Source organism: Vibrio sp. R12-SW3-ISO1, assembly GCF_059834005.1.
Window position 1 is genome coordinate 60,964 of record NZ_JCBDGK010000052.1, and the last position, 25,790, is coordinate 86,753.

Sequence of the window (25,790 nt, forward strand, 5' to 3'; positions counted from 1 at the left end):
ATGTGAGGCAGGCAAGCGCATGCGGCTTGACGAAAATCGGGGCTTAGGCGACACTTCTGTCAACTTTTCGTGACACCCAAATTAGGAACGGATCTGTGCGCTTAGAAGTACTATGTGAAGACAGGGTTGGTCTCACCCGCGAGCTACTCGATATCCTTGCCTCTAAGGATATCGACTTACGCGGCATCGAAATTGACATCTCGGGCATCATTTATCTCAACTGCCCAGACATCGACTTTGACACCTTCAGTGAACTGATGGCGGAAATACGCCGCATTTCAGGTGTTGACGACGTACGTAAAATTCAGTTCATGCCGATGGAGCGCCACAATACAGAGCTGATTTCGCTGCTGAACAATCTACCTGAGCCTGTATTGGCCATTGATCTCAAAGGCAATGTCGACATGGCTAACCATGCCGCGACGAGCTTGTTCAATCTTGAACCACAAGAGATGCTGGGTCACCCTGTGGCTTCGCTGCTGCCCAACTTTAACTTTTCAAAGTGGATAGACGGCAAGATCAATCGCCAACGGGAAAACACCGTGATTGGTGGACTGGATTACTTAATGGAAGTCATGCCGGTTTACATTACCGATGAAACCAATGTCTCTGTGCTTGCCAGTGCGATGGTGATGATTCGCTCAGTTCAAGAGAAGAGCTTGTTTGATGATTCGCTTCCACTGCACAACAACCTCGGCTTTGAGCATTTTGTCGGTATTTCTAATCGCCATAAAGCGCTGATCAGCCAAGCGAAGAAACTCTCTATGCTTGATCAACCCTTGCTGATTCAAGGTGAAACCGGCACCGGTAAAGAGATGCTCGCGCGTGCATGTCACAATCGCTCTCATCGTGCGGATCACCCATTTTTGGTATTGAGCTGTGCCTCGATGCCTGATGATGTGGCGGAAACCGAGCTGTTTGGTCACGCGCCGGGCTCATTCAACCATCAACAAGGTCACAAAGGGATTTTTGAACAAGCCAATGGCGGGACAGTGTTCCTCGACGAAATCGGTGAAATGAGTCCGCATTTGCAGATCAAACTGCTGCGATTGCTTCAAGATGGCACCTTCCGCCGGGTGGGTGAAGAGCACGAAGTGCATGTCGATGTGCGTGTGATTGCCTCTACGCGCCACAACTTAGCCGATTTAGCGGAGTCAAAAGCGTTTCGTGAAGACCTGTTCTATCGCCTCAATGTCCTCACCCTCAATATTCCGCCATTGCGTGAGCGCACTAACGATATCGCGGTATTGCTCGACCTGTTTGTCGCTAAATACATGAAGCAGCTGGGTGTGGACAAACCCGCTCTTCAAGAAGGCTTGGTGGATCAACTGGTCAATTACCATTGGCCGGGGAATATGCGCCAGCTAGAGAACATGGTCCTTAGAGCGCTGACGGAACTGGAAAGCGATACGTTAACGGTCGATCTTTTCCATCTTCCGCAACTAGAGAACAGCCACGGCAGCAGCGCCAAGATCAATCTCGACGGTTCATTAGATGACATTATGAAAGACTATGAATCACAGGTGTTAGAGCGTTTGTATCAGTCGTTCCCATCGAGTCGTAAGTTGGCCAAACGCCTCAACGTCTCGCACACCTCTATTGCCAATAAACTGCGCGAGTATGGGATCAGAAAAAACTAGATGAAGCGAATCAGTACCCCCACCAGCGTATTTGAGGTCGATGGTGATGTCACACTGCGCACGGCAGAGCCGACCGATGGTCAGATGATCAGTGATTACTTTGTGGCGAACCGCGAACATCTAAGGCCTTGGGAGCCCGAGCGAGAAGCGCCGTTTTATACCTGCTCAGGCTGGACTCAACGCCTGATCAAGTTGCATGAACTGCACAAGATGGGCCTTGGCTATTATCTGCTCATTCTCGACACGGATTCTGGCGAGATGCTAGGCACGATTTCTTTTAGCAATATCTCGCGTTTTCCTGCTCACACGTGCACGGTGGGTTACTCCCTTGGTCAAAACGCGCAAGGACGAGGTGTGATGACCCGAGCACTGCGTTTAGCGGTGAATTACATGTTTGAGATTCAAAACCTCCACCGAATCAACGCCAGCTATATGCCAAGAAACACACGGAGCGAAGCTGTGTTGCAGAGAGTGGGGTTTGAAGCAGAAGGCTTCGCAAAAGCGTACTTATTGATCAATGGTCAGTGGGAAGATCACAAACTGACGTCGTTAATTAATCCACATTGGAAGGCGAATTGAATGACACGCTTAGAACAGCAGCTTAATCTTCTTATTGAGCTCGACCAATTGAAAAGCGTCTTGCGCCGCACACGAGTCAAGAGCGCGCAGGGCCGATTAGAAAACAGCGCAGAGCACAGTTGGCACGTCGCTTTGATGGCAGTGTTGCTGCAAGAGCACGCCAATCAGCCCGTCGACATCGCACGAGTAGTGAAAATGCTGCTGCTGCACGATATTGTCGAAATTGATGCCGGTGACACCTTTGTTTATGATGCCAAAGCGAGCGCTGAACAAGAAGAAAAGGAACTGAAAGCCGCGCAGCGCCTGTTCGCAATGCTTCCTAGCGATCAGGGGGAGGCGCTGTTTCAGCTATGGTGTGAGTTTGAACAAGGCCAAAGTGACGATGCTAAGTTCGCCAAGGCGCTCGATAGGCTCATCCCTATGTTGCTCAACTACCACAATGAGGGGCAAAGTTGGCAGGAGCATGGCGTGCGCCGAGAGCAAGCGCTAACTGTGAATCGTAAAATTGAGTTGGGCTCCACCGCGTTGTGGGACAAAGCCAAACACCTGATTGAAGACGCGACCAAAAAAGGTTGGCTGAAAGCCGACTAACACGTAGAGGACTATTGATGTCGTACATACCTTTGGATGAATACCAAAGAAAATGGATTTTTACTCACCAGTCAATGCCATTGCCTGAAGAAGACTTGGCGCAACTGCAACCCATGACACAAGCCAGAGCTGCGCAGCTTTGGAAAGAGAACATCAGTGCACAAAGCCCCGATTCAGAGCGCTTTAGCTCATCTGACTGGCCGATGAAAGCCAGCAACTGGTCTGAGAGTGTTGACTGGATGGCCAACTGGGAAAGTGATGACGAGAGTTTACCACAAGCGGTCCTTGAGCATCTTGATTGGCAAGATGATGTCACCGTCTATTTTTGTTACGAGAAATACAACATCATCGAAACTAAGTGGGCTATTTTCAAAAAACACTGGAAGAACTTTTTGTTTTACGATGACGGCCCGATGTTGATCGCCCGCCGCCGTGATCAAGCCTTGTGGTTCAGTGATGACGGCCAAGTAAAATTGGGGCGTCGTAAATAATCAATATGCGGCGTCCAGCCGCTTTTTTCGGGGTGACTGCTTTATTTCCATAAGCGGGAAATGATTATTTTGAACCGCGAATAAAAGTGATTTCGCTCCCATTTACCTGACGTCATAATGCAAGATATGCGCAATTTGTTATCATGTTTGAGACTTATAGTGTGAATATGACGCTACCGTGCATTATCATCCACAGGTAAATATCATCGATAGGTAAGGTTAAGGAAAAGCAGTGGACGCGATCATCCGAGAACTGAAAAAAGACTTTCACTCTAAGCTCAATGCGCTGCAATCCCCTGCGGCGAATAAAGAGTCCTCATTGGCGGTGCTCACCCAAGAGGAATTAAAAGAGTTGGAAGCTCGATGGATTGAGCTCAATATCTGGAAGAGCCAACAAAGCTAAGTCCACACGCTCTGCGTTTAAACAACCAAAGACTGACAACCTCAATCTGAGTGAATCGATTGGGGTTTTTTATTGCCTAACGTAATTGCTTAAGAGGGAAATTGTTATATTATAACAAAAGTGATCTTATCGTTGAATTTTACAGTAAGAGTCCCCATAGTTAACGGCAAAGGCGCTATCAATGAACGCGTATAATGATAATAGAAAGTTGCAAGTGAGAACCCATATGGCGGAAGTAAGAGCCAGAGTGGATTTTAAAGTCGGAGCCCAAAGCAACATCGACGCAGAAATCCTTTCTTTTCATGGTCTTAAAACAGACAAAGAACACGTCGCGATCATCTTTAAGCAAGCAGACAAAACGCAGCAAGCACCTCTGGTTCGCATGCATTCAGAATGCCTGACCGGTGACGTTTTTCATTCGTCTCGTTGCGATTGCGGCGAACAGTTGGACGAAACCATCAACCGCATGGGTGAGCTCGGCGGTATTATTTTGTATTTGCGTCAAGAGGGGCGGGGAATCGGTCTTTACAACAAAATAGACGCCTATCGTTTACAAAGTGAAGGGATGAACACCTACGAAGCCAACAACCATCTAGGATTTGGCGATGACTTGCGCGACTTTACTGAAGCGGCTCAAATGCTCAAAGCGCTGGGTGTAGAGACTATCCGATTAGTCACCAACAACCCTAAGAAAATTCGAGAGTTGAAAGAGCACGGCATAGAGATTCAAGAAGTCGTCAATACCTCTGCTCACCTTAAAGAGGGCAATCAGGGTTACTTACAGGCGAAAGTGTCGCACGGTAAGCATAAGCTCAACCTGTAACACACTCATTTACCACCGATTATTAAAACCTCACTTTTGTGAGGTTTTTTTATATCCGCCCTGAATCCTTACTTGCAAAAAAATTGTAAATTTGTATTATCGGCATCTGTAGTGCAAATGATAATGATTAGCGCTAGTAATATAAATAATAGTTAAGCTCAACAAGGATGCCCCTTTCATGAACGTAAAGTCTCTATTCGCTCAATCTGTTACTGCATCACTCGTATTGGCGAGTGGATCGTTGTACGCAGCCAACGTGACCCAAGCGCAAGTGGTCGAACACTATGCGGATGTTGCACACGCTGTCTTTGCCGACGCGCTGATCACGGCAAAAACACTCGACAAATCTATCGAGTCGTTTCTGGCTGATCCATCGGCGGCGAAACTGGAAGCCGTGAAACAAGCCTGGCTCGCGTCACGCGTTCCTTACCAACAATCGGAAGTGTTCCGTTTTGGTAACACCGTTGTTGATGATTGGGAAGGACAACTCAACGCCTGGCCTTTGGATGAAGGTTTGATTGACTACGTATCGAGCGACTATCAATACGAACTTGGTAATGAAGGCGCGGCGGCTAACATCGTTGCCAACACAGAGCTGAAGATCGGTGCGACGACCTTAGATGTGTCGACCATCACGCCTGAGCTGATTGCGGACTTGAATGAAGTGGGCGGATCAGAAGCGAACGTGGCATCGGGCTACCATGCGATTGAATTCTTGCTTTGGGGCCAAGATCTGAACGGTACCAATGCGGGCGCGGGTGCACGTGCTTACACAGATTTCGTAGTGGGTGAAGGTTGTACCAATGGTCACTGTGATCGCCGTGGTCAATACTTGCAAGCGGCGGCAGACTTGTTGGTCCAAGATCTAGAGTGGATGGAAAAGCAGTGGTCTGCCGATGAAAAAGGCAACTACCGTGAAGCCCTGCTGGCGGATTCTGCTGAGAACGGTTTGCGTAAAATGTTGTTTGGAATGGGTTCACTCTCTCTTGGTGAACTGGCGGGTGAGCGAATGAAAGTCGCGCTAGAAGCCAACTCAACAGAAGATGAGCACGACTGTTTCTCTGACAACACGCACAACTCTCACTACTACAATGAGCAAGGTATATACAACGTTTATACCGGTCTTTACAAGCGTCAAGATGGCACACTATTGTCAGGCCCAAGTCTGCATGATCTAGTGACACAGCAAGATGCGCAAGCGGGAGCAGAGATCCAAAAACAGTTTGATGTGACACGCGCCCAAGTGGGTGAGTTGGTCACATCGGCTGAACAAGGTCAGTATTTCGACCAATTGATCGCATCAGGGAATGCGCAAGGTAATGCCTTGGTCAATGAAGCGATCATGTCTCTGGTTGCACAGACCGCTTCTATCGAGCGCGCGGCGAAAATTGTGGGTATCACCAACCTAAATCCTGACACCGCTGACCACGAATTTTAATCGTGGTATCAAAACCAAGGGCTCTTTTTAGAGCCCTTTTGCTGTTTTTATCCCCTAGTGGTTTTTGATAGTAGTTCTTGTTTAGATTTAAGGAAAAGTCCCTTTCATCATGTTGTACTCAGCTCTTTCGTTATCCAGCAGACGACCCTCGCGCTCATTGGCTCTATACATACTGGCTTTTGCCTTTCAGCCCATGGCGAATGCGTATGAAGTTAAGTCAGGCGGCGCCACCTCTGTAAACAAAGAGGGACCGAATGCGTATTCGCTCCCAGCGGCGAATTTACCCTTGAGTAAGCGTTTGGATTTCAGTGTCGGCAATAGCTTCTTTCGCAACCCCTGGGTACAAGCGCCTGCATCAACCGATGCCAGAGACGGGTTAGGGCCGCTGTTTAATACCAACGGTTGTCAAAACTGTCACATCAAAGATGGTCGTGGTCATCCACCAGAAGAGAACGACCAGCATGCCGTGTCAATGCTGATAAGACTCAGCATCCCAGCGATGACGGCGGAGCAAAAAGCGGCGTACATTCGTGATGGCGTGATCCCAGAACCGACTTACGGCGCACAGTTGCAAGATTTCGCTATTCAAGATCAGCGAGCGGAAGGGCAAATCAAGATCACCTACACCAACCATGTAGAAGCCTTCAGTGATGGCACCACCATCACGTTGCGTAAACCTCATGTTGAGTTGACGGATCTCGGCTATGGGCCACTTCACCCGGACACTCAGATCTCAGCGCGTATTGCGCCACCGATGATAGGGCTAGGACTACTGGAAAGTATCGCCGATGACACACTTGTGCAGTGGGCCGATGAGCTCGATGAGAATCAAGATGGCATTTCAGGCAAACTTAATCGCGTGTGGGATATTGAAAAACAGACCCATGTCATTGGTCGTTTTGGCTGGAAAGCGGGGCAACCGACCTTGATGCAGCAAAACGCCGCCGCATTTAACGGCGATGTTGGCCTCACCAGCCGCTTATTCCCAGAAGAGAATTGCACGCAAGCGCAAAGCCTGTGCCGTGACTTGCCCAACGGCGGCTCACCGGAAGTCAGTGACAATATTTTGGACTTTGTCGAATTCTACTCTCAGCACTTAGCGGTGCCCATTCGCCGCAATATGAATGACCCCAAGGTGAAGCAGGGACAGGCTTTGTTTGCGCAAGCAGGCTGCGACAGTTGCCATAAAACGGACGTTGTGACGGCCGAGCGAGAGGGCTTGCCTGCACTTTCTGGGCAACGCATTCACCCTTATACGGATTTGCTGCTGCATGATATGGGCGAAGGCCTTGCAGACCATCGGCCCGAATACTTGGCGACGGGCCGAGAGTGGCGTACCGCGCCGCTTTGGGGTATAGGCTATACACAAGAAGTGAATGGGCATACCTACTTCCTCCACGATGGGCGAGCTCGAAACTTACTCGAAGCCGTATTGTGGCACGGGGGAGAAGCCCTCCCTGCCAAGCAGCATGTACTGACATTTAATCAACAAGAGCGTGAGGCGTTGGTCGCCTTTCTCAACTCATTATAAGGAACGTTTATGAAGCCCTTTACTCTATCGACCGTTGTTTTAGCGGCGAGCTTGTCTGGCTGCCAAAGCGTCTCTCACTCGACGTCAGAGAGCGGCTATGAAGTCACGTCTCACGTTAGCCAAGGTGTCTATCAAGTGGAATACCTTGCTGCTGCGCGTTTGGCTGACTCAACCCAAGCCTTGCACCTTGAGATGGTGAACTATTGCCAAAATGGTCACCACAACCCAGAACTCAAAACCCAGTGGCAAGCCACGATGCAAGATTGGATGGCGCTCCAAGGTCAGGAGCGCGGGCCGGTACAGGCCCTTGAACAGAGCTGGAACTTACAGTTCTGGCCAGATAAAAAGAACACCACGGGTCGCAAGATGAGCGCATTAACGACATCGACATGGACCGCAGCAGAGATCGCGCAGCAAAGTGTTACGGTGCAAGGATTGGGGGCAGTGGAATGGTTACTTTATGACGCCAGTTCGACACTGGAGAGCTCACAGACCACTTGCCAAACGGCGCAAGCGATCACCGAAACACTCGCCAACAATGCCAATACCATTCACCAAGCGTGGAAAACCAACCCTTGGCAAGCGCTGAACGATGAGCAATGGCTGGCGGAGTACATAGCGTTGCTGTCCAATCAACTCGAATTCAGTATGAAAAAGATGACCTTGCCGCTGGCGGATTTTGGTCAGCCGCGTCGCTACTTCGCTGAATCTTGGCGCTCGCAAGTATCGATGGCCAACCTGTATGCGAACGTCGAGGCGATGCACGCTCTTTATCTGGCCGGCGGTAATGGCTTAGATGCACGTTTACGCCGCGAGGGGCATAGTGAGCTTGCCGATCGCGTGCTCAACCAATTTGAGCTGATCAGTACCACATGGCCTAAGGACGACAGCTTGTTTACTTTGCTTGAGAGTAAAGAGGGTTACCGAGAGGCGTATGCTCAGTACAATAAGTTGGAGCAGCTGAAGTATCTCATTCACGATGAAGTGGCTGTCAAGTTAGGTGTGGTGATAGGATTTAATGCAACCGATGGTGACTGATTCAACACGCCGACAGCTATTGAAAGCCGCATTGCTCGGCGCCGCAGTGCCTTGGATGCCTATGGGGTGCGCCTCGGCGAAAAAGAATACCGGGCAGCCCGATTTGATTGGTTGTGCGATGACGGGTCCGAATCGCTTTAGCGCGGTGGTGGCCGATGCCACTGGCATGCCGATACGTCAAGTCGCGCTCCCTTCCCGCGGGCATGGTGTCGCGACATCGGTAAGGCTTCGCCACGCGGTCGCGTTTGCGCGTCGTCCAGGGCACTACTTTTTAGTGTTTGATTACGATACCGGTGACGTTGTCACTCTAAGCGCTGCAGCAGGTGACCGTCATTTCTACGGTCATGGCGTTTACTCCAATGATGGGCAGTGGCTTTATGCCACCGAAGGGGAACGCGGATCTAGCCGCGGGATCATCGGTGTCTACGACGTGCTGGCGGGTTATAAGAAAGTGGCAGAGTTTACCGGGTTTGGTCTTGGGCCGCATGAAGTGATCGTGATGCCTGATGACCGCTTGGTGATTGGTGTCGGAGGGGTACACACTGATGGGCGGACACCTTTGAATCTCACCACTATGCAGCCGAGCCTAAGTTATCTTGACGCCAACGGCCATGTGGTGGAACAAGTCTCGCTACCTGATAGGTATTTGAGTATCCGGCATCTCGCCCATGATGGCGATCAAACCGTGTTGTGCGGTCAGCAATACAGAGGCCAACCGGAGGCGACCCCATCACTGCTGGCTATGCATAGCGCAGGTGAAGAGATGGTGTCGTTACGAGCAGAGCCGGAAGAGTGGGCGCGCTTTGACCACTACATTGCCAGTATTGCCGCTACACAAGAGTGGATTCTTGCTACCTCGCCAAGAGGAAACTGCTATGGCATTTGGAGTAAAGCGACCGGTCGGCTGGTGGAACTGTCGGCACTGGCCGATGCCTCTGGTGTGGTTGTTCATCAACAACGTTTTATGGTCAGCTCCGGTTCAGGGCAAGTGGTCTCGCAAGAGCAACCCAAGGTGAAAACTCGGCAACAGTCGGGTGTTCAATGGGACAATCATTGGTCTAGGATCACATAGTTCAATTAATTCGCGATAGAGTGTCATACACTTTTAATGGCCGTTCTCATAAACTGTGCACACGCGCCCATTATTTTTTGCCATACTGATCACATGGACGCTGAAAAGCAAACGGCGGAGAGAGCGTATGAAGAGATGGATGATCGGTGTTTGGGTAACCCTAGTAATGGCGTTCCCACTCAAAGCCATGGAGCATTTTCAGCAAATCGGTTGGATTGACAGTAGCAGTCAAGTGCATGAGATTGTTCAATATCCGCAACTGGTGGAGCAGGCTTATCGTCAGAACAGTGACCAGATGATTTGGTTCGATCTGCAACAAAGCACCAAACTTGAGTTCCAACTTGAGGTTATCCAGCAAGCGCAATTCAGCCCTCTGTTTTCACGTCAACTCAGTTATTTGGCCTTCTTTCGTAAGAGTAATCGCTGGCATGAGTATGACATCCTCGCCACTGACACACTGCTGCTTTATCTCAGTTACGCCGAGCACGCACGCTCACAAGGCGAAGATTGGTTTTTTGGCGCCTCACTCAATGCAGCGTTACCTCAGCTGAGCAGTGATGCTTGGCTCGCGTTTCAATCTGCAGCTCACAATCAGCAGCTCGCTGAGTTGATTGAAGCCTACACCCCCGACAGCGAAGGCTACCAAAAATTGGTCGATAGCTATCTGGATCTCCTTAAGTATCAAAAGATTGATGTGCCCAAATACACCCAACAAGGTCTAAAGCGGGTGGGGGATACGCTGACCGATCGTGACGTGTTGCTTGAACGTATGGCGATGGTCGGCGTCAACTTAGATGAGGTCAGACGCGATGTGAGTTGGTACGACGTGACACTGGAGCCGGCGATTAAACGTTTTCAAGCGCTACATGGCCTTACACAAGATGGCATTATTGGCAGTGAGACCATCGGCTGGCTAAACCGACCTATTGAATCACGGATGACAACTCTCGCACTCAATGCAGAGCGGATGCGAATGTGGCCCGCTCAGCGCGACACGCTCATTTTGGTCAATGTGCCGAGCTTTGATATGCACTATTGGCATGCCGGTCAGACGGTTTTCGAATCCAAAGTGATTGTGGGTAAAACCAAACGACCTACGCCAGTAATGCAAACTCGTCTCGACTCTTTGATATTCAATCCCACTTGGAATATCCCATGGAAAATCATGGTCGAGGACATCATTCCTAAGGTGAAACGCGATCCTGAGTATCTGACTAAACACAATATCCATATCATTCCCAAATGGGGATCGAGTGAGACAATTCCGGCCAGTGAGATAGACTGGCAGAACTTGAGACCTAAGTCTTTCCCTTATCGGATGCGGCAGATGTCGGGCAGTTACAATGCCTTGGGTCTGTATAAGTTTAATACCCCCAACGCGCGCGCGATTTATCTGCACGACACGCCAAGCAAAGGTCTCTTTAGTCAAACGTCGCGAGCGTTCAGCTCCGGATGTATTCGCGTTGAACATGCGGACACCTTCGCCAACTTGCTTCTTGCTCAACAAGGCATGAGTATCAATGATGTCGATCGCAGTGAATGGGTATCGAACAAGGCCGTAGCGCTGCGCACGCGTATTCCGGTCTACATCATTTATCAAACGGCATGGTATGAGGAAGGGATTGTCCACTACCGCGACGATATTTACCGCCTCGATAAATCCAGTTACACAAAAAGTTAAGCTGACCAAAAATTTACAATTCTATCAACGTACAAAAATAGCCTGACAGCTCAATTACTAAGCAAACGTGCCGCTCAAATTTTTGAGATTGTGCACGTTTTATGCATTTGCACTTATTATTAGACTCGGGTAGTGTCCTGACATCTTGATAACTACCCTATTTGATGAAGGTGCAAAGTTTTGGATTTATCACGCAGACATTTCATTCAGTTGGCAGGCAGTGGCATTGTTGTAGCAAGTTGTCTACCCGGGGTGGCATTCGCATCACGAGCCCAGCAGCCACGTGTCCTCGCTATGAGTAATCTCCATACTGGAGAAGCATTAGAAACCTGTTACTTTGACGGTGCTAAGTACGTTAAAAATGAGCTCAAACGTTTGAACCATTTATGTCGTGACTTTCGACGTAATGAGGTTCACCCAATGGATAAACGTTTGTTTGACCAAATTTCAAAAATACAAACTATGCTTGGTGTCGAAGCCGAAGTGCAGATTGTCTCCGGCTACCGCTCTCCAGCCACCAATGAAGCGCTGCGTGCGCAGTCAAGTGGTGTGGCGAAGAAGAGCTACCACATGCTTGGTCAAGCGATCGATTTTCGCCTCGATGGTGTGGATTTGAAGAAAGTGCGCGATGCCGCTAGAGAGCTCAAAGCGGGCGGCGTTGGATTTTACCCAAGTAGCGACTTTGTTCATATCGACACTGGACCGGTACGCTACTGGGCGTAACGGTTGTCAAATCAAACCGGTGGTGTCATAGTTCAGCCAGTTTAACTGTTACTCAAGGCTGAATTATGGCACTCAAATACCAAGTCGTCCCTGTTACTTCCTTCTCTCAAAACTGCTCCATCGTCTGGTGTGATGAAACCATGAAAGGCATCGTCATTGACCCAGGCGGTGACGTGAAGTCATTGGCAACGCTTATCCAAGAGTTGGGTGTCGACGTCGTCAAACTGGTGTTGACTCATGGTCATCTCGATCATGTCGGCGGCACAGAGCCTCTTTCTGATGCATTGGGCGGTGTTGAAATTGTCGGTCCACACAAAGACGATAACTTCTGGTTGCAAGGACTAGAAGGGCAGAGCCAAATGTTTGGTTTCCCGCTTACCAGTGCATTTGAACCTCATGAGTGGCTAGAGGATGGCGATACGGTCACGTTTGGTCATCAGCAATTGGATGTCCTTCACACTCCGGGCCACACTCCCGGTCACGTGGTGTTGTTCAGTTCATCGGCGCAACTGGCGTTTGTCGGTGATGTGTTGTTTAACGGCTCCATCGGTCGAACGGACTTCCCGAAAGGCGACTTTGACACCTTGATTCATTCGATCAAATCAAAACTGTGGCCGCTAGGTAATGAGGTCCGCTTTGTTCCCGGTCACGGACCGGAATCTACTTTCGGCCATGAACGCCGCACTAACCCGTTTGTGGCGGATGAAATGCCGCTGTACTGATGAATCTTCCCCTAAAGGTCGCGAATGCGGCCTTTTTTGTGGTCGCTATTCGGGTTCTGCGGCGGCTAGGTAACGTCGCATTAGACCGACAAACTCATCGGCAGGGCGATCAAGGTCTTGGGTAGAGATGAAGATATCATAGTCATAGTAGGCGCGTTGATAGCGCATGCGGTTGGCGAGCATCGCTTGCAAACCAGTAAAGGCTTGCCCGTCTTCGTCGTGGTAATCGGCCGAGTCCAACACAATCTCCTCAAAACGCGTTCCTTGTTTGTGCTGTTTTGCGCCAAGGTAAAGTAGTGCACGTTGGCTGAGCAAAATTTCTGTCGCTATCCGAGGGCACACGCCAGTGAGGTAGGGCGAGTAGTGTTTGAGTTTGATGCCTATCCAAGGCAGTGGTTGCTGCCAACCGTCGCTATCGTAGTAACACAGACCAACGCGGCTGATGTTGTTCCATTTCACTACCCAGCCGCCTTTGAACAGATGCTGCTGAAAATGGGTCGACGTTAGGGTGTATTTGACGGTACTTTTTAAAATCAACCAATAGGCGACGAAGAGCGAAAATCCGAGCAAGAACAGCGCCAATAAGAAGGGTTTAAAGCCGGGGGCCCAGAACATTAACGCTGCAAACACCACCAACAATAGAGAAGCCAGTGACACTCGCCACAAGGGGGAAGCAAGGTTGATAGGCTGATTCACAAGGTGTTGCGTTTCCATGTCGCTCTCCGGTCACAATCTAATGACTTCTAATATTACGATGAGCAGAACCGATAAGTTTATACGTTGTTTAAATTGTAGTCTGATCTTGGTAGATAGCGCATTTTTGGCGCACAAAGCCGCCCTAACTCTGTAAATAGTGCGGAAATTTTGTTATAAAACGCGCTTCAAATTTCAACCGCTGCTCGATTCCTCGTGAATCTGCAGTGATACGGAGACAGATTCAATGAGATTAGCTCATAAGCGTAAAGTGCAGATGAAACTGCAAAAACGCATTAAAGCGACGGTAGCAAACATTCAAGCGGTAGCGAAAGCTGCGCCTGCACCTAAAGTAGCCGCTGAAAAACCGGCTGAGAAAGTCGTCGCAGCGAAATCAGTGGACGTGGCATTGACACCGAAACAGCAACAAGTGCTAGACATCGTGCTGGCCAACGGTGAAGGCATCAACCCAAAAGGTATCGGCATCGCAGCTGGTCAAGAAGAGGCGAAAGCGGCTTCATGGGCGACGGGTGCGCTTAAGAAACTGTTGGACGAAAATCTCGTCGTTAAAGAGCAGCTAGCAGGCAACAAGGTTATCTACAAAGCCATGTAATCTGCACGCTCAGTATTGCAGTGCTCTGTGAGTGAGCACAAACACAAGAGCCTCGATGAATGTCGAGGCTCTTGTGTTTTTATTGGGCATAACAACCAGTTTTTAACATTTGTCACAAATATCACATCTTTCTACTGATTCATTTTACTTATCAATCACTACGTATAATTTGATCTTCTACTTATCTGTCTGGTTTATAACTAACTGATAAGTGGCTATTTATTTTTAGTGATGTTAATTACCCTACGTATTACTACGTAATTCTTTGGTCTAAGGCTTGCGGGGCTTGTTAATTTTTCTGCGTGTTCACGCTGATTTAATAATCAATAGCTTTCTACCAAGCTGTAAACGAAACAAAAGTAACTGGATAGTTGCTACAGCTAACAAAGGACGTGAACATGAGTCTAATTAAACAAACGTTGAAACGAGTACTGAAAGGGACCGCGATGGCTGCGGCGCTCGCGGTTGCGGCGACCTCCGCAAACGCAGCGGAAAAAGTCTATCGTCTGAAACTGGCCGAAACTTGGGGACCAAACTTCCCGATTTTTGGTGACGCGACGAAGAACATGGCGAAAATGGCGGAAGAAATGTCTAACGGCCGCCTGCAAATCCGTATTGATTCTGCCAACAAACACAAAGCGCCGCTTGGCGTGTTTGATATGGTGAAATCGGGCCAATACGACATGGGCCACTCCGCGTCGTATTACTGGAAAGGCAAAGTGCCAAACACCTTGTACTTCACCTCAATGCCATTCGGCATGCTGCCCACAGAGCAATACGCTTGGTTCTACTACGGCGGTGGTATGGAACTGATGGAAAAAGTGTATTCGCCACACAATTTGATGTCGTTCCCAGGCGGTAACACAGACGTGCAGATGGGCGGCTGGTTCCAAAAAGAGATCAACTCAGTGGAAGACTTGCAAGGTCTTAAAATGCGTATCCCAGGTTTCGCTGGTGAAATCCTTGCGGAGCTAGGTGCGAAACCAACCAACATTGCACCGGGTGAACTCTACACCTCGCTAGAGCGCCGCACCATTGATGCGCTTGAGTGGGTAGGTCCATCACTTGACCTACGTATGGGTTTCCACAAAATCGCGCCATACTACTACACAGGTTGGCACGAGCCAGCAACTGAGCTTCAGTTCCTCGTCAACAAGCGTACTTGGGAAAAACTGCCAGATGATCTGAAAGCGATCTTGCAAGTCGCGATGAAGACTGCAGCGTACGATATGTACACCCAATCTAAGCACGAAAGTGGTAAAAACTGGGTTTCTATCAAAACTGAATACCCAAATGTTCAAGTTAAAGATTTCCCAGCGGAAGTGATGACGGCGCTACGTGAAGCGAACGATCGTCTACTTAAGCAGCATGCAGATGAAGATGCGCTTGCGAAGGAAATTCAAGAGTCACAAGCGGCTTATATGCAGCAAGTGCGTTCTTGGACAGACATTTCTACCCGTGCCTACCTCAACAGTTCGGCACAATAACAGCAATGACCTAAGCGCCGAGTGTGTCTCGGCGCAAGCCCAAGAAACCTCACTCACTAGATTCTGAGCCTAAAACAGAGCGTATATCGAGTGTAATCAAAGTGTTGTAAGCCTAACTTGCAACACGCTTTCAAAATTCCATGGAGTAGGGAATGAGAAGTCTTATCTATGTCGAGCGTATTTTTAATCGCTTTGGTGACTTTCTAGGCTGGCTATCCAGTATTCTTTTTATCTTATTGCTTGCCAACGTTGTCTATGACGTGGTGATGCGTTACGCATTTAATGATGTCTCCATCGCGTTTCAAGAAATGGAGTGGCATCTCTTTTCAGCCGTGTTTTTGTTGGGTGTCCCTTATGCGCTGAAAGCGGGCGGGCATGTTCGAGTGGATCTTTTCTACGAGCGACTATCGATGCGCGCCCAAGCGATCATTGATCTACTCGGTACCGTGGTCTTTCTTTTCCCATTTTGTTTGTTGGTGGCGTGGTTTGGTATCGATTTCGCCAAAGAGAGCTATGCGTTAGGTGAAACATCGGGCGACCCCGGTGGTCTGCCTTACCGCTGGATCATCAAAGCCATGATTCCGGTTTCCTTCTTCTTTATGGCCATCAGTGGTATTGGATTATTGATCCACTCCCTCAATAAGATTTTTAACCCACAGCTGCTGTACGTTAACAGCAAAGATCAGCACTAGGAGACAAGAAGATGGTCGGTATTGTAATGTTTTTCGTCGCCTTGTTTGCACTGCTGCTGGGCTTTCCTGTCGCTTTCACCTTTGGCGGCATTGCATTGATTTTTGGTGTGTGGGCCGAAGGCATGGATATGTTTGCCTTTATGCCTTATCGCATCCAATCCATTATGGAAAACACGGTGCTCATGGCTGTGCCGTTATTTGTTTTTATGGGCTTGGTGCTGCAAAAGACGCGTCTGGCGGAGCAGTTGCTTGAGTCTATGGGGCGCTTATTCGGTGGCGTTCGCGGAGGTATTGCGATTTCCACCGTGCTGGTGGGAGCGTTGCTTGCGGCCTCTACTGGTGTCGTGGGGGCCTCGGTGGTGGCGATGGGGCTGATTTCACTGCCTGTGATGCTTAAATATAATTACGACAAGGGATTGGCCTGCGGCACCATCTGTGCGTCTGGCACACTAGGCCAGATCATTCCGCCCTCTATCGTGTTAATTTTGCTCGGTGATGTGTTGGGCGTACCTGTCGGCGATCTGTTTCAAGCGGCAGTATGGCCGGGGCTAGTCTTGGTTGGTGCGTACGTCATTTATATTTTGATTTACGCGAAACTCAACCCAGAGGCGGCGCAACCGATTCCAAGTGATGGCAGCATCAGCCGTAAGCAAGAAGTGATCACGGCGCTTAAAGCGGTGATCCCACCGTTGGCCTTAATTGTGGTCGTTCTTGGGTCTATTTTTGCTGGCGTGGCGACACCGACGGAGTCGGCAGCGCTTGGTGGCGCGGGTGCTATCGTTCTTGCTCTGCTTTATAAGCAATTTAGCTGGGGTATGGTGTATGACGCGGCAAAAGAGACGGTTAAAGTGACCGCGATGGTTTTTGCTATCTTGTTGGGTGCCACCGCTTTTTCGATGGCGTTCACCTATACCGGTGGTGACTACTTGGTCGAAGAGTGGATGCTACAAATTCCTGGCGAGAAATGGGGCTTTTTGATCATCACCATGCTGGTCATCTTGGTGTTGGGCTTTTTCATCGACTTCGTTGAAATCTGTTTCATCATCGTACCCATCATCGCGCCTGTGGCGGAGCTGTTAGGCATCAATATGACTTGGTTTGCTATCTTGATTGCGATGAACTTGCAGACCTCATTCTTAACACCGCCTTTTGGTTTCAGTCTCTTCTATCTCAAGGGCGTTGCGCCGAAAGGGGTCACCACCACGGATATCTACCGAGGCGTGGTGCCGTTTATTGCGATTCAAATCCTGGTACTGGCGTCGCTGTTGGTCTTCCCTCAATTTTACGGAATGTGATCACTCAATTACAGTTGATTAACAACTCCTGCTAAAGTGGAGGCCACCCAAATCGGGTGGCCTTTGTGTTAAATGGGGAGAAGGAATGCCGTTACAAGCCAAGCTGATCTTGCTTAGCCTTGTGCCTTTGCTTCTGGTGACGGCCATCACCAGTTGGATCTCAATTCATCAGGCGAAAACCCTAGGTGAGCAAGAAATTGAGATTTTTGAGAGTGGCTTAATCAAGTCAAAAGAGTCGGCACTGAAAGACAGCGTGGATCTTGCGTTTGATGCGATCGCCTACATCTACAATGACCCTCATTTGCCGGAAGAGGTGGCCAAACAAGAGGTCAAATCTATCCTCAATAAACTCCGCTATGGCAAAGACAAAGATGGCTATTTTTTTGCCTATGATGGCGAAGGGACCAACTTAGTCCACCCTGTGATGCCCCATCTAGTAGGCGAAAACCTTTACGATCTGCAAGATGAAAACGGCGACCACTTGATTGCTTCATTGTTGATGCAAGCGCGCAGCGGCGGCGGCTACCACCGCTATTTGTGGCAAAAACCGTCAACGGGGGAAAATGTCCCCAAGCTTAGCTACGCGGCTTGGCTGGATCGCTGGCAATGGATGATCGGCACTGGGGTGTACATCGAAGACATTACCCAAGAAGTGGCCAATTTGCGCTCTGAAGTGAACAAAAACATCGAAACGACCTTTTTTTCTGTGATTGTCATTGTGGTGGTCACGGTCGCGGTGATTGTTGTCATCACCTTGGCAGTCAATCTTCACGAGCACCGTTTGGCGGATAAAAGTTTGAAGGAGCTGGCACATAAAACGGTGATGTTTCAAGAGGATGAGAAGAAGCATCTTGCCCGAGAACTGCACGATGGCATCAACCAACTGTTGGTCTCTAGCAAGTGCCATCTTGAGCTGCTCGGTAATAAGCTTGATGACGCCGTCCTTCAGCAATACGTCACTCAGTCGCAAAATTCGCTGCTGACGGCGATCAACGAGGTCAGACACATTTCTCACCAATTGCGCCCGAGCGCATTAGATGACATCGGCCTTGAGGCTGCGCTGAAAACCCTGCTGCACGATTTCAAACTGCACTCGGGGATTGATGTTGAAGCGTCGATCCACACAGAGAAAGGCAAGCTAAAATCAGAAGTGGCAACAACTTTGTATCGTATTGCTCAGGAGTCTTTGACCAACATCGAGAAACATGCGCAGGCGAAAAACGTTACCCTAATATTGCAGCAGATGGGCAGCATGCTGCAGTTGATCATTAGAGATGACGGCGTCGGGTTTGATGTGACGTCCGCGTTGAGAAAAAATGGTATTGGACTGAGGAATATGCGCGAACGCGTAGAATTTATTGGTGGAGAGATTGAAATCGAGAGTGACGCCGGGCTGGGTACTGAAATTACCGTCTTACTCGAACTGGAAGGATTAGTGTATGGATAAACCAATTGAAGTGGTGATCGTGGACGATCACCAAGTGGTGCTGGATGGATTCATCGCACGGTTAAAACAAGAGCCTGAGATTCGAGTAGTAGGCTGTGCCAGTAATGGTTTAGAAGCGATTGATGTGGTCAAGGCACTGAATCCAGATGTGGTTTTAATGGATGTCAGTATGCCGCTGATGAACGGCATTGATGCGACCCGCCTTATCAAAGAAGAAATGCCCGAGGTCAAAGTGCTGATGTTAACCATGCACGATAACCGCGAATACATCATGAAGGTGATGCAGGCTGGGGCGGTCGGCTACATGCTCAAAGAGATTTGTGCCACACGTATGGTGCAGGCCATCAAAACCGTCTATCAAGGCTCAACCTACTTCTGTGAATCAGTAACGCAAACCCTCTTTTCCCAAGAGGTGATTCCCGCCGCGCAAAAGCCCAATCCATTGAGTCGCCGAGAAGAAGCGGTACTTAAGTTGGTGGCACAAGGCAACAGCAGCAAAAAGATCGCGGCGCTGCTCAATATCAGTTTTCGAACCGTTGAGACCCATCGTCAAAACATCAAACATAAGCTCGATTTGCACAGTACCGCAGAATTGGCCAAGTATGCCGTTGAACACGGATTAGACGTTTAACGACCCTAATTAATCGTTACGACAAAAAGTCGCAATTGCCGATTGCATTACCACTTCGGTATAAGGCGTTTTCCTATTAATTCATGGAACGCCAACGGCTGATGAACGCGCTAATCGATGCACTTTTTACACACGGTTACTATATTTGGGATGATTTTCTTTCAGAACACGAAGTGGCGGAGCTTCGTGATTGCCTACCGGACACCTGGAAAAAAGCACGCATTGGCCGCAATGAAGAGACGGTTCGCGCAGCCTCGATTCGAAGCGACAAGATTCACTGGTTGTCTCCTGCGATGGGCGAACCTGTTCAGGCTTACCTAGACAAGATGGAGCGTATTCGTCTGGCGGCCAACCAGCACTTTTTCCTCGGCCTCTTTGAATATGAAGCGCACTTTGCTAAGTATGAGCGCGGTGACTCTTATCAAAAGCATCTCGACAGCTTTAAAGGCAATGAAAACCGCCGCTTAACGACGGTGTTTTACATGAATGAAGAGTGGCATGAAGCCGACCAAGGCGAGTTAGTGATTTACGATCTCAACGATCAAATGATTGAGAAGGTCGCGCCGAAAGCGGGTCGCTTGCTGGTGTTTTTCTCTGAGCAATTTCCTCATGAGGTACTGCCCACCCAAGCGGAACGATACAGTATCGCTGGGTGGTTTCGAGTCAACGGCGTGCAGGGCAACCAGCTCGATATTGCGCGCTAACGCTACGGCCTCCGCGAGCGACCTCAAAGGCAAAAGTGACAGTTTTCTCGGGTTAGACCGTATGTGCCGGCACGACTCGCCAGATGCTTATTGCCTTCTCTTAGCCCCATTTTATAGCCATCTAACAATCGGTCTTGACGCATGGTGAGGCGATTCACTTGAAACGTCTCATCAGGTGCGATGACTCTAATCTGCGTGCCTTTCGGTGGATTGCGGATAAAGTCGAGCGAGCGGTTGTAGTTCTCTGCTCTCACTGCCATCGCGTTGGCGATGGCGGGATATTTGGCCAGCAATCGCCTCATTAGCCAAGGATGTTTTGCTTTTGGCATTCGATAGCTCAGCGGGTGTGACAGAATCACAGTGATCTCTCTGGCGCCGCGTCGGTGCGCCTCTGCGACAGGGATCGAATCCGACACGCCGCCGTCTGTGTAGCAATTGCCCGAAAAGCAGGGCGTATGTTTGTACGCAATAGGCAGAGCGCAAGTCGCCTCAATCACTTGCTCTAAGTTGTGCGGTTTGACCTGATAATAGTCCGCTTCTCCGGTATCAATATTGGTCGCAGCTGCAATCAGCGGCATGTTACCAAACATCATGGTTTCATTGATCGGATAACGACGGTTTGATTCGCGGATAAGCCAGCCGACATCGACCAGATTTCCCCCCTTTAAAAAGCGTCTCGGATCGTAAAAGCGACGGTCGGTGGCGAGTTGGGTGATGACATTAAAGCTGCGCTCGGGCTGTTTAGACAAGTAACCGATGAGATTGGTGGAGCCAGCCGACACACCAAGCGTAAAGTCGTAAGGGTAGTAGTCTTGGTGGATAAACGTATCCAATACGCCTGCGGCGAAGATTCCGCGCATCGCGCCGCCTTCCACAACCAGTGCTTTCATGCTTTCTCTCAACTCATTTCATTAAACAGGTCTTACCAGAGTATGTAAATGGGTCGGTGTTGGTAAATCGTTTATGCAAATTGCTGGGATAGGTCAAATCGAACAATTGGATCAATTGTTTTAAGCTATTAAAGCAATAGATTTAAGCGGTTTTACCTATTTACTCTGTGGCGATATATTAAACCCATCACGACAACGCACCGTATCAAAAGGGCGTAAGTCATTCTCAAACACCTGAGTTTTTTAAATACTTAAGTGGTTAGACACGTTGTTTTAGAGGGCAAAACTATGACATCACAAGTTAATCTTATTGGTCTAGATAAAGACAAAGCACAGCAACTCGCCGTTGAGCTCAACGATCTTCTTGCACACTATCAAGTGCTTTACATGAATACCCGTGGTTACCACTGGAACATCAAAGGCCAGCAATTTTTTGAGCTGCATGTGAAATTCGAAGAGATCTACACTGATCTGCAAACCAAAATCGATGAATTGGCAGAGCGAATCTTGACGTTAGGTTTCACGCCAGACCACAGCTTCACCCAATACCTTGAAGGCAGTACGATTCAAGAGCACAAAAACGCGACACAAGGGAGCGAGTGTGTCAAAGGTTTGGTTGACGGCTTCAGTGTGCTCCTGAGTAAACAACGCACGATCCTAGAGCAATCGGGTGACGCTGCGGATGAGGGCACGGCGGCACTGATGGGAGATTACATCCGTGAACAAGAGAAACTGCTATGGATGCTAAACGCGTATTTGCAGTAATGGCACGGCTTTTACCCACCTATTTATGGGGCGCCGAGAAAAAACACTGAGGATATAACCAGTAAAATTTGACGGTTGATGATCATCGACTATACTGTATGTATAAACAGTCAAGGAGGTGGAATATGATATGGGAAACCATTGAACGCGTTAACCGCCTACGTCAAAAGGCGTTGTCAGACCCGGAGTTCATTCAATCAGCGAAGGAGCATGAGCAAGCCATTCGTCATCAAGATGAAAGCTATGAAGCTCGCGCCAAACGGAGCAAGAAATTGAAAGATAGAACTTTGGCCGATATTTACAAGCAAGTCGACTTTGCACCGGATCCCGAAGGTCGGCAACATTAAAGCCTTGCTCCAATCGTTATTTTTCTGTTTAACCTAACTCTAAGCAGCCCACTCGGGCTGCTTTTTCGTTCAGGCTTTTTCGTTGAGGTAAGATGAGTGGCAAAAAAAGAAGGTCGCATCACGCGACCCGATCACAGGAAGTCAACAATGTCAGTCGACAAAGCATATCAACATGGAGTTTTCTCATCCCTAGACAACTTACTTCTAAAGTTTAGTTGAAGATGTGGGAATGAACAGAGTGTGAATTGAATTAATGCTAAGTGGAAAACGAGAGCAGCGTCGCGGCTCAGCGTAAACAGAGCGGGTGGTTATGGGTGCGGCAAGGTCTCATAAATCAAGGATAAAGGTTACTATTTATCTGCCGATAACTATACTAGTTAGAGTGGGTTAAGGCCGAAATAGGAGCCAGCCATGAACGACATGGAACAAAAACGACAATACTATCGCTTAAAATACCCTCGCCGAGCGAGACCAAGTGTGCGCTTTTCTGATGAGCGTTTTCACGTCACTGAGGTCTCGGAAGGGGGGATTCGTGTCGTGATGAATAATTTTACCTCAGTATACAAAGGGTTATCGCTTGCAGGTATTCTGGATCTACACTGCGACAACCAAGTAGCCATTGAGGGAGCCGTGTTGCGTATTGATGGCGGAGAGGTCGTCCTTAAACTGAAAAAAGGGCCGACATTTAAGCATATGGTGCAAGAGCAGCGTCACATTAAAAATACCTATCCTACCTATTTTGAGCGTTTAAAAACCATCGAAGCGGCGTGATGGTTTCACGCCTTACTCACCGTGTCGGCACCCTGTTCAAGCGTCGTTATTTCGTTAAGCGATGGCTATACACCCCGCGTGTTCGCTGCTAATGTCTAGCCACCGAAAACGCAAAACCTTTGGAGTGCCGCATTGCACGGATTGCCTCAAGATCCCCATTCTCTTTTTGATGTACCTCATGAGCGCCGAACGCGCACCTCTGATGTCATCCTCGCATTAGCAGAACAAGCCAGTCAATCGACCATCACCTTACGTAGCTTGACGCAACGCTTTGGCGATCGCACCTTCGGCTTATTTTTGGTGCTGATGGCCATCTTTAGCATCGTGCCGTTTGTCTCTCTGTTTGCAGGGCTCATCATCATCGTTTTGGGCTTACAGATGGTGGCAGGGCGACGTCGTGCTTGGCTTCCAGGTTGGATTCTCGATCGTGCGATGCCCGCCGCTGCGGTGAAAAAAGCGCTGTTAACCTTTGAGCCTAAAGTGCGAGAGATAGAGAGCTACATCCGCCCACGATGGCGATTTACCGAAGCGCCTATTGTCGATCGATTGAACGGCAGTATTGTGGCTATGTTAGGAGTGATTATTGCGATCCCGGTACCCTTGGCGAATTTGGCGCCTGCCCTGGTGGTGATCTTTATGGGGCTGGGTTTGCTTGAGCGTGATGGCTTAGTGCAAATGGTTGCCTTACTTCTCGGGCTACTGGCGATGACGACCATGGGGTATTGGCTATTTATTCACTAACGCCAGAATGAGAGAAACGCATCACACAAATCTATTGACACTGTTTGATAATCAAACTAAATTAACAGTCAAATAGTTTGAGGGTCAAAGTAACATGCGGTCATCATCTTGCCAATCTCACGGTTTTTCCAGCCACAATCATCAAGGGGAAACCCGCACTTTTTATGTCTTACTGCTGACGGTCGTCACCATGGTGGTGGAAATCGTTGCAGGGACCGTCTATGGCTCGATGGCTTTGCTGGCGGACGGTTGGCACATGGGTACTCATGCCGCCGCATTTTGCATCACGCTATTTGCCTATCGCTATGCGAAAAGGCATGCCAATAGTGGTCGTTTCTCGTTTGGTACCGGTAAGGTCGGCGTGCTCGGTGGTTACACTAGCGCCATTGCTCTGGGCATTGTTGCGCTGCTGATGGTAGTGGAATCGGTTCATCGTTTGATCAACCCTCAACCGATTCAGTTTAATGAGGCAATCTTGGTCGCGGTAATAGGTTTAGTGGTCAATCTTGCCAGTATGGTGTTATTGGGCGATCATCATCACGACCATGACGACCATGACGACCATGACGACCATGACGACCATGACGACCATCACGACCATCATCATGACCACAATTTGCGCGCCGCCTATTTACACGTGTTGACCGACGCCTTGACCTCTATTCTTGCCATTGTGGCGCTGCTGTTTGGTAAATTCTATGGTTGGCATTGGCTTGATGCCTTGATGGGTATCGTCGGAGCCTTGGTGATCACCAAATGGACGCTCTCCTTGATTCATCAAACCAGCCCAATCTTACTTGATGAAAGCATCGATGATCACTATCTGGATGAGGTGGAGTCAGAGCTGGTGCGTCACGGTGAAGTGGTGGACTTACATGTTTGGAAAATTAGTGGCCATCATCACAGTGCCGCGATCACACTCAGGGTCGCTAACGGGCAGACGGCAGAAGAGATCAAGCAGCATTTAGAGAAGTTTGATAAGATTCATCACCTAACGTTAGAAGTACAGTATGAGCCGCAATGAACACGTTATCGAAACTCAATCACGCACTGACTGAATTTTATGACAAACTGTCATCTTGGGAGCAGTCGGTCGTCAAAGAGACGGGGTATAGCTTAGCCCAAGTGCATACCATTGAAACCTTAGGGGTTCATGGCCCCTTGCGCATGAAAGAACTGGCGCAAAAACTTGGAATCACAACGGGGACGCTAACCGTGCAAATCGATAAGTTGGTCAACGCAGATCTGATTGAGCGATGCCCGCACCCTGACGACCGCCGAGCGATTGTGGTTCGTTTGACCGAGCAAGGGCAAGAGATTCATCAGCGCCACAATCAGCTTCATCTTGAATTGGTGAACGAATTGACTCAAGGACTCGAGGCCCAACAAATTGAGACGTTGCTTCAGTGCGTTAATGCGATGAATCAGGAGTTTTGATTGATATTAAGCGCTTGACCTTTCCCCTAGGGCAAGCTTTAGACTATGCTCAATAAACAGCGCGATACTATTGCTCTGTTTGTCCACCAAGTTCAGGTCGACCCAACTGTAGATGATGATATGCACTCACTAAAGACAACATGGATAACGCTGCTCAGCATGATGGCAATGCTTATCTCTAGCTATGTCTCGAGTGCGCCTCTGATGTCAGTGATGATGTCCACATCTGCGGTCGTCGATGCCTCTGATATGGTCACCTCTTGTCATCAAAGCTCGGATTCTTTTGTGACGGCGTCTCATACGGGGCACGTTAGTGCATCGACACCTATCCAATCATCGGCTGATGTTGACCATTGCCAGACCAATGAACGCGTCCACAGTTGTTGCAGTACCGTCTGCGGCAGTGTGTCTTACCCTATTTACGCGACCACGATCAACTTCCAACTCGCCTCGCATCGCGCTGCATACAGTACCTTGAGCGCGCACCCTAGCGTCGGGCATCCCATTGGCATTCTTAGGCCACCTTCACACGTTTAATGATTCCT

Annotated in this window: 29 protein-coding genes; 27 read left to right on the plus strand and 2 right to left on the minus strand. The window is 49.0% G+C overall.

Annotated features, from left to right (window positions below; genetic code table 11):
• The first annotated feature begins 95 nt into the window (after positions 1-95).
• The 13 genes from tyrR to AC6R0R_RS17100 all read left to right on the plus strand — a co-directional run bounded on the left by tyrR (position 96) and on the right by AC6R0R_RS17100 (position 12,732).
• Positions 96-1,640: a transcriptional regulator TyrR gene (tyrR, locus tag AC6R0R_RS17040; protein WP_500627587.1), complete on the plus strand. Its 1,545-nt coding sequence runs from the start codon at positions 96-98 to the stop codon at positions 1,638-1,640.
• Positions 1,641-2,219, plus strand: a complete 579-nt coding sequence (gene rimJ, locus AC6R0R_RS17045; RefSeq protein WP_487901215.1) for a ribosomal protein S5-alanine N-acetyltransferase — start codon at positions 1,641-1,643, stop codon at positions 2,217-2,219.
• Positions 2,220-2,810 (plus strand): HD domain-containing protein, encoded by a 591-nt coding sequence (locus tag AC6R0R_RS17050; protein ID WP_500627588.1) that lies wholly within the window; start codon positions 2,220-2,222, stop codon positions 2,808-2,810.
• 17 nt (positions 2,811-2,827) lie between these two features.
• Positions 2,828-3,301: a DUF2947 domain-containing protein gene (locus AC6R0R_RS17055; protein ID WP_334552407.1), complete on the plus strand. Its 474-nt coding sequence runs from the start codon at positions 2,828-2,830 to the stop codon at positions 3,299-3,301.
• 232 nt (positions 3,302-3,533) lie between these two features.
• On the plus strand, positions 3,534-3,704 hold the full coding sequence (locus AC6R0R_RS17060; RefSeq protein ID WP_487901218.1) for a hypothetical protein: 171 nt from the start codon (positions 3,534-3,536) through the stop codon (positions 3,702-3,704).
• Positions 3,705-3,885: 181 nt separating this feature from the next.
• Positions 3,886-4,527 (plus strand): GTP cyclohydrolase II, encoded by a 642-nt coding sequence (locus AC6R0R_RS17065; RefSeq protein ID WP_420378209.1) that lies wholly within the window; start codon positions 3,886-3,888, stop codon positions 4,525-4,527.
• 178 nt (positions 4,528-4,705) lie between these two features.
• The gene (locus AC6R0R_RS17070) at positions 4,706-5,965 is read left to right on the plus strand and encodes an imelysin family protein (RefSeq protein WP_500627589.1); all 1,260 of its coding nucleotides are present in this window, start codon (positions 4,706-4,708) and stop codon (positions 5,963-5,965) included.
• Positions 5,966-6,158: 193 nt separating this feature from the next.
• Positions 6,159-7,496 (plus strand): di-heme oxidoreductase family protein, encoded by a 1,338-nt coding sequence (locus AC6R0R_RS17075; RefSeq protein ID WP_500627738.1) that lies wholly within the window; start codon positions 6,159-6,161, stop codon positions 7,494-7,496.
• A 9-nt stretch (positions 7,497-7,505) separates the two neighbouring features.
• A complete protein-coding gene (locus AC6R0R_RS17080; protein ID WP_500627590.1) occupies positions 7,506-8,534 on the plus strand; it encodes an imelysin family protein in 1,029 nt (342 codons plus the stop codon).
• Positions 8,524-9,606, plus strand: coding sequence for a DUF1513 domain-containing protein (locus AC6R0R_RS17085; RefSeq protein ID WP_500627591.1), 1,083 nt, complete (start codon positions 8,524-8,526; stop codon positions 9,604-9,606). Before AC6R0R_RS17080 ends, AC6R0R_RS17085 begins: the two co-directional genes overlap by 11 nt.
• Positions 9,607-9,733: 127 nt before the next feature.
• Complete coding sequence (locus AC6R0R_RS17090; RefSeq protein WP_500627592.1) at positions 9,734-11,287, plus strand: L,D-transpeptidase family protein; 1,554 nt, start codon at positions 9,734-9,736, stop codon at positions 11,285-11,287.
• 180 nt (positions 11,288-11,467) lie between these two features.
• Positions 11,468-12,010 carry a peptidoglycan L,D-endopeptidase MepK gene (gene mepK, locus AC6R0R_RS17095; protein ID WP_334552401.1) on the plus strand — a complete coding sequence of 181 codons (543 nt, stop codon included), beginning with the start codon at positions 11,468-11,470 and terminating at the stop codon, positions 12,008-12,010.
• Positions 12,011-12,075: 65 nt separating this feature from the next.
• Positions 12,076-12,732 (plus strand): MBL fold metallo-hydrolase, encoded by a 657-nt coding sequence (locus tag AC6R0R_RS17100; protein WP_500627593.1) that lies wholly within the window; start codon positions 12,076-12,078, stop codon positions 12,730-12,732.
• A 45-nt stretch (positions 12,733-12,777) separates the two neighbouring features.
• On the opposite strand, the gene AC6R0R_RS17105 is transcribed toward AC6R0R_RS17100, so the two are convergent.
• Positions 12,778-13,446 carry a DUF2982 domain-containing protein gene (locus AC6R0R_RS17105; RefSeq protein ID WP_487901225.1) on the minus strand — a complete coding sequence of 223 codons (669 nt, stop codon included), beginning with the start codon at positions 13,444-13,446 and terminating at the stop codon, positions 12,778-12,780.
• Positions 13,447-13,672: 226 nt separating this feature from the next.
• Here AC6R0R_RS17105 and AC6R0R_RS17110 point away from each other — a divergent pair, with 226 nt between their 5' ends.
• The 7 genes from AC6R0R_RS17110 to AC6R0R_RS17140 all read left to right on the plus strand — a co-directional run bounded on the left by AC6R0R_RS17110 (position 13,673) and on the right by AC6R0R_RS17140 (position 20,294).
• Entirely contained in the window at positions 13,673-14,038 is a 366-nt protein-coding gene (locus tag AC6R0R_RS17110) for a MarR family transcriptional regulator (protein WP_500627594.1), read from the plus strand.
• 398 nt (positions 14,039-14,436) lie between these two features.
• Positions 14,437-15,525 (plus strand): TRAP transporter substrate-binding protein, encoded by a 1,089-nt coding sequence (locus AC6R0R_RS17115; RefSeq protein WP_487901226.1) that lies wholly within the window; start codon positions 14,437-14,439, stop codon positions 15,523-15,525.
• Positions 15,526-15,677: 152 nt separating this feature from the next.
• Positions 15,678-16,217 carry a TRAP transporter small permease subunit gene (locus AC6R0R_RS17120; RefSeq protein WP_334552396.1) on the plus strand — a complete coding sequence of 180 codons (540 nt, stop codon included), beginning with the start codon at positions 15,678-15,680 and terminating at the stop codon, positions 16,215-16,217.
• An 11-nt stretch (positions 16,218-16,228) separates the two neighbouring features.
• Positions 16,229-17,512 (plus strand): TRAP transporter large permease, encoded by a 1,284-nt coding sequence (locus AC6R0R_RS17125; RefSeq protein ID WP_334552395.1) that lies wholly within the window; start codon positions 16,229-16,231, stop codon positions 17,510-17,512.
• An 85-nt stretch (positions 17,513-17,597) separates the two neighbouring features.
• On the plus strand, positions 17,598-18,959 hold the full coding sequence (locus AC6R0R_RS17130; RefSeq protein ID WP_334552394.1) for a cache domain-containing protein: 1,362 nt from the start codon (positions 17,598-17,600) through the stop codon (positions 18,957-18,959).
• Positions 18,952-19,590 (plus strand): response regulator, encoded by a 639-nt coding sequence (locus AC6R0R_RS17135; RefSeq protein WP_334552393.1) that lies wholly within the window; start codon positions 18,952-18,954, stop codon positions 19,588-19,590. The genes AC6R0R_RS17130 and AC6R0R_RS17135 overlap by 8 nt, the downstream gene beginning before the upstream one ends.
• Before the next feature lie 101 nt (positions 19,591-19,691).
• On the plus strand, positions 19,692-20,294 hold the full coding sequence (locus tag AC6R0R_RS17140) for a 2OG-Fe(II) oxygenase (protein WP_500627595.1): 603 nt from the start codon (positions 19,692-19,694) through the stop codon (positions 20,292-20,294).
• 23 nt (positions 20,295-20,317) lie between these two features.
• On the opposite strand, the gene AC6R0R_RS17145 is transcribed toward AC6R0R_RS17140, so the two are convergent.
• Positions 20,318-21,184 carry a patatin-like phospholipase family protein gene (locus AC6R0R_RS17145; protein WP_500627596.1) on the minus strand — a complete coding sequence of 289 codons (867 nt, stop codon included), beginning with the start codon at positions 21,182-21,184 and terminating at the stop codon, positions 20,318-20,320.
• 288 nt (positions 21,185-21,472) lie between these two features.
• Between AC6R0R_RS17145 and AC6R0R_RS17150 the strand changes: the two genes are divergently transcribed.
• From AC6R0R_RS17150 to AC6R0R_RS17180, 7 genes are all read left to right on the plus strand, one after another.
• Positions 21,473-21,949 (plus strand): Dps family protein, encoded by a 477-nt coding sequence (locus AC6R0R_RS17150; protein WP_500627597.1) that lies wholly within the window; start codon positions 21,473-21,475, stop codon positions 21,947-21,949.
• A 125-nt stretch (positions 21,950-22,074) separates the two neighbouring features.
• Positions 22,075-22,296 carry a hypothetical protein gene (locus tag AC6R0R_RS17155; RefSeq protein ID WP_334552389.1) on the plus strand — a complete coding sequence of 74 codons (222 nt, stop codon included), beginning with the start codon at positions 22,075-22,077 and terminating at the stop codon, positions 22,294-22,296.
• Positions 22,297-22,707: 411 nt separating this feature from the next.
• A complete protein-coding gene (locus tag AC6R0R_RS17160; RefSeq protein WP_487901231.1) occupies positions 22,708-23,067 on the plus strand; it encodes a PilZ domain-containing protein in 360 nt (119 codons plus the stop codon).
• A gap of 132 nt (positions 23,068-23,199) precedes the next feature.
• Positions 23,200-23,808, plus strand: a complete 609-nt coding sequence (locus AC6R0R_RS17165; protein ID WP_500627598.1) for an exopolysaccharide biosynthesis protein — start codon at positions 23,200-23,202, stop codon at positions 23,806-23,808.
• Between the two features lie 94 nt (positions 23,809-23,902).
• Positions 23,903-24,832 (plus strand): CDF family Co(II)/Ni(II) efflux transporter DmeF, encoded by a 930-nt coding sequence (gene dmeF / locus AC6R0R_RS17170; protein ID WP_500627599.1) that lies wholly within the window; start codon positions 23,903-23,905, stop codon positions 24,830-24,832.
• A complete protein-coding gene (locus AC6R0R_RS17175) occupies positions 24,829-25,245 on the plus strand; it encodes a MarR family winged helix-turn-helix transcriptional regulator (protein ID WP_500627600.1) in 417 nt (138 codons plus the stop codon). Before dmeF ends, AC6R0R_RS17175 begins: the two co-directional genes overlap by 4 nt.
• Positions 25,246-25,290: 45 nt before the next feature.
• Positions 25,291-25,782 carry a hypothetical protein gene (locus AC6R0R_RS17180; protein ID WP_500627601.1) on the plus strand — a complete coding sequence of 164 codons (492 nt, stop codon included), beginning with the start codon at positions 25,291-25,293 and terminating at the stop codon, positions 25,780-25,782.
• Positions 25,783-25,790: the final 8 nt, after the last annotated feature.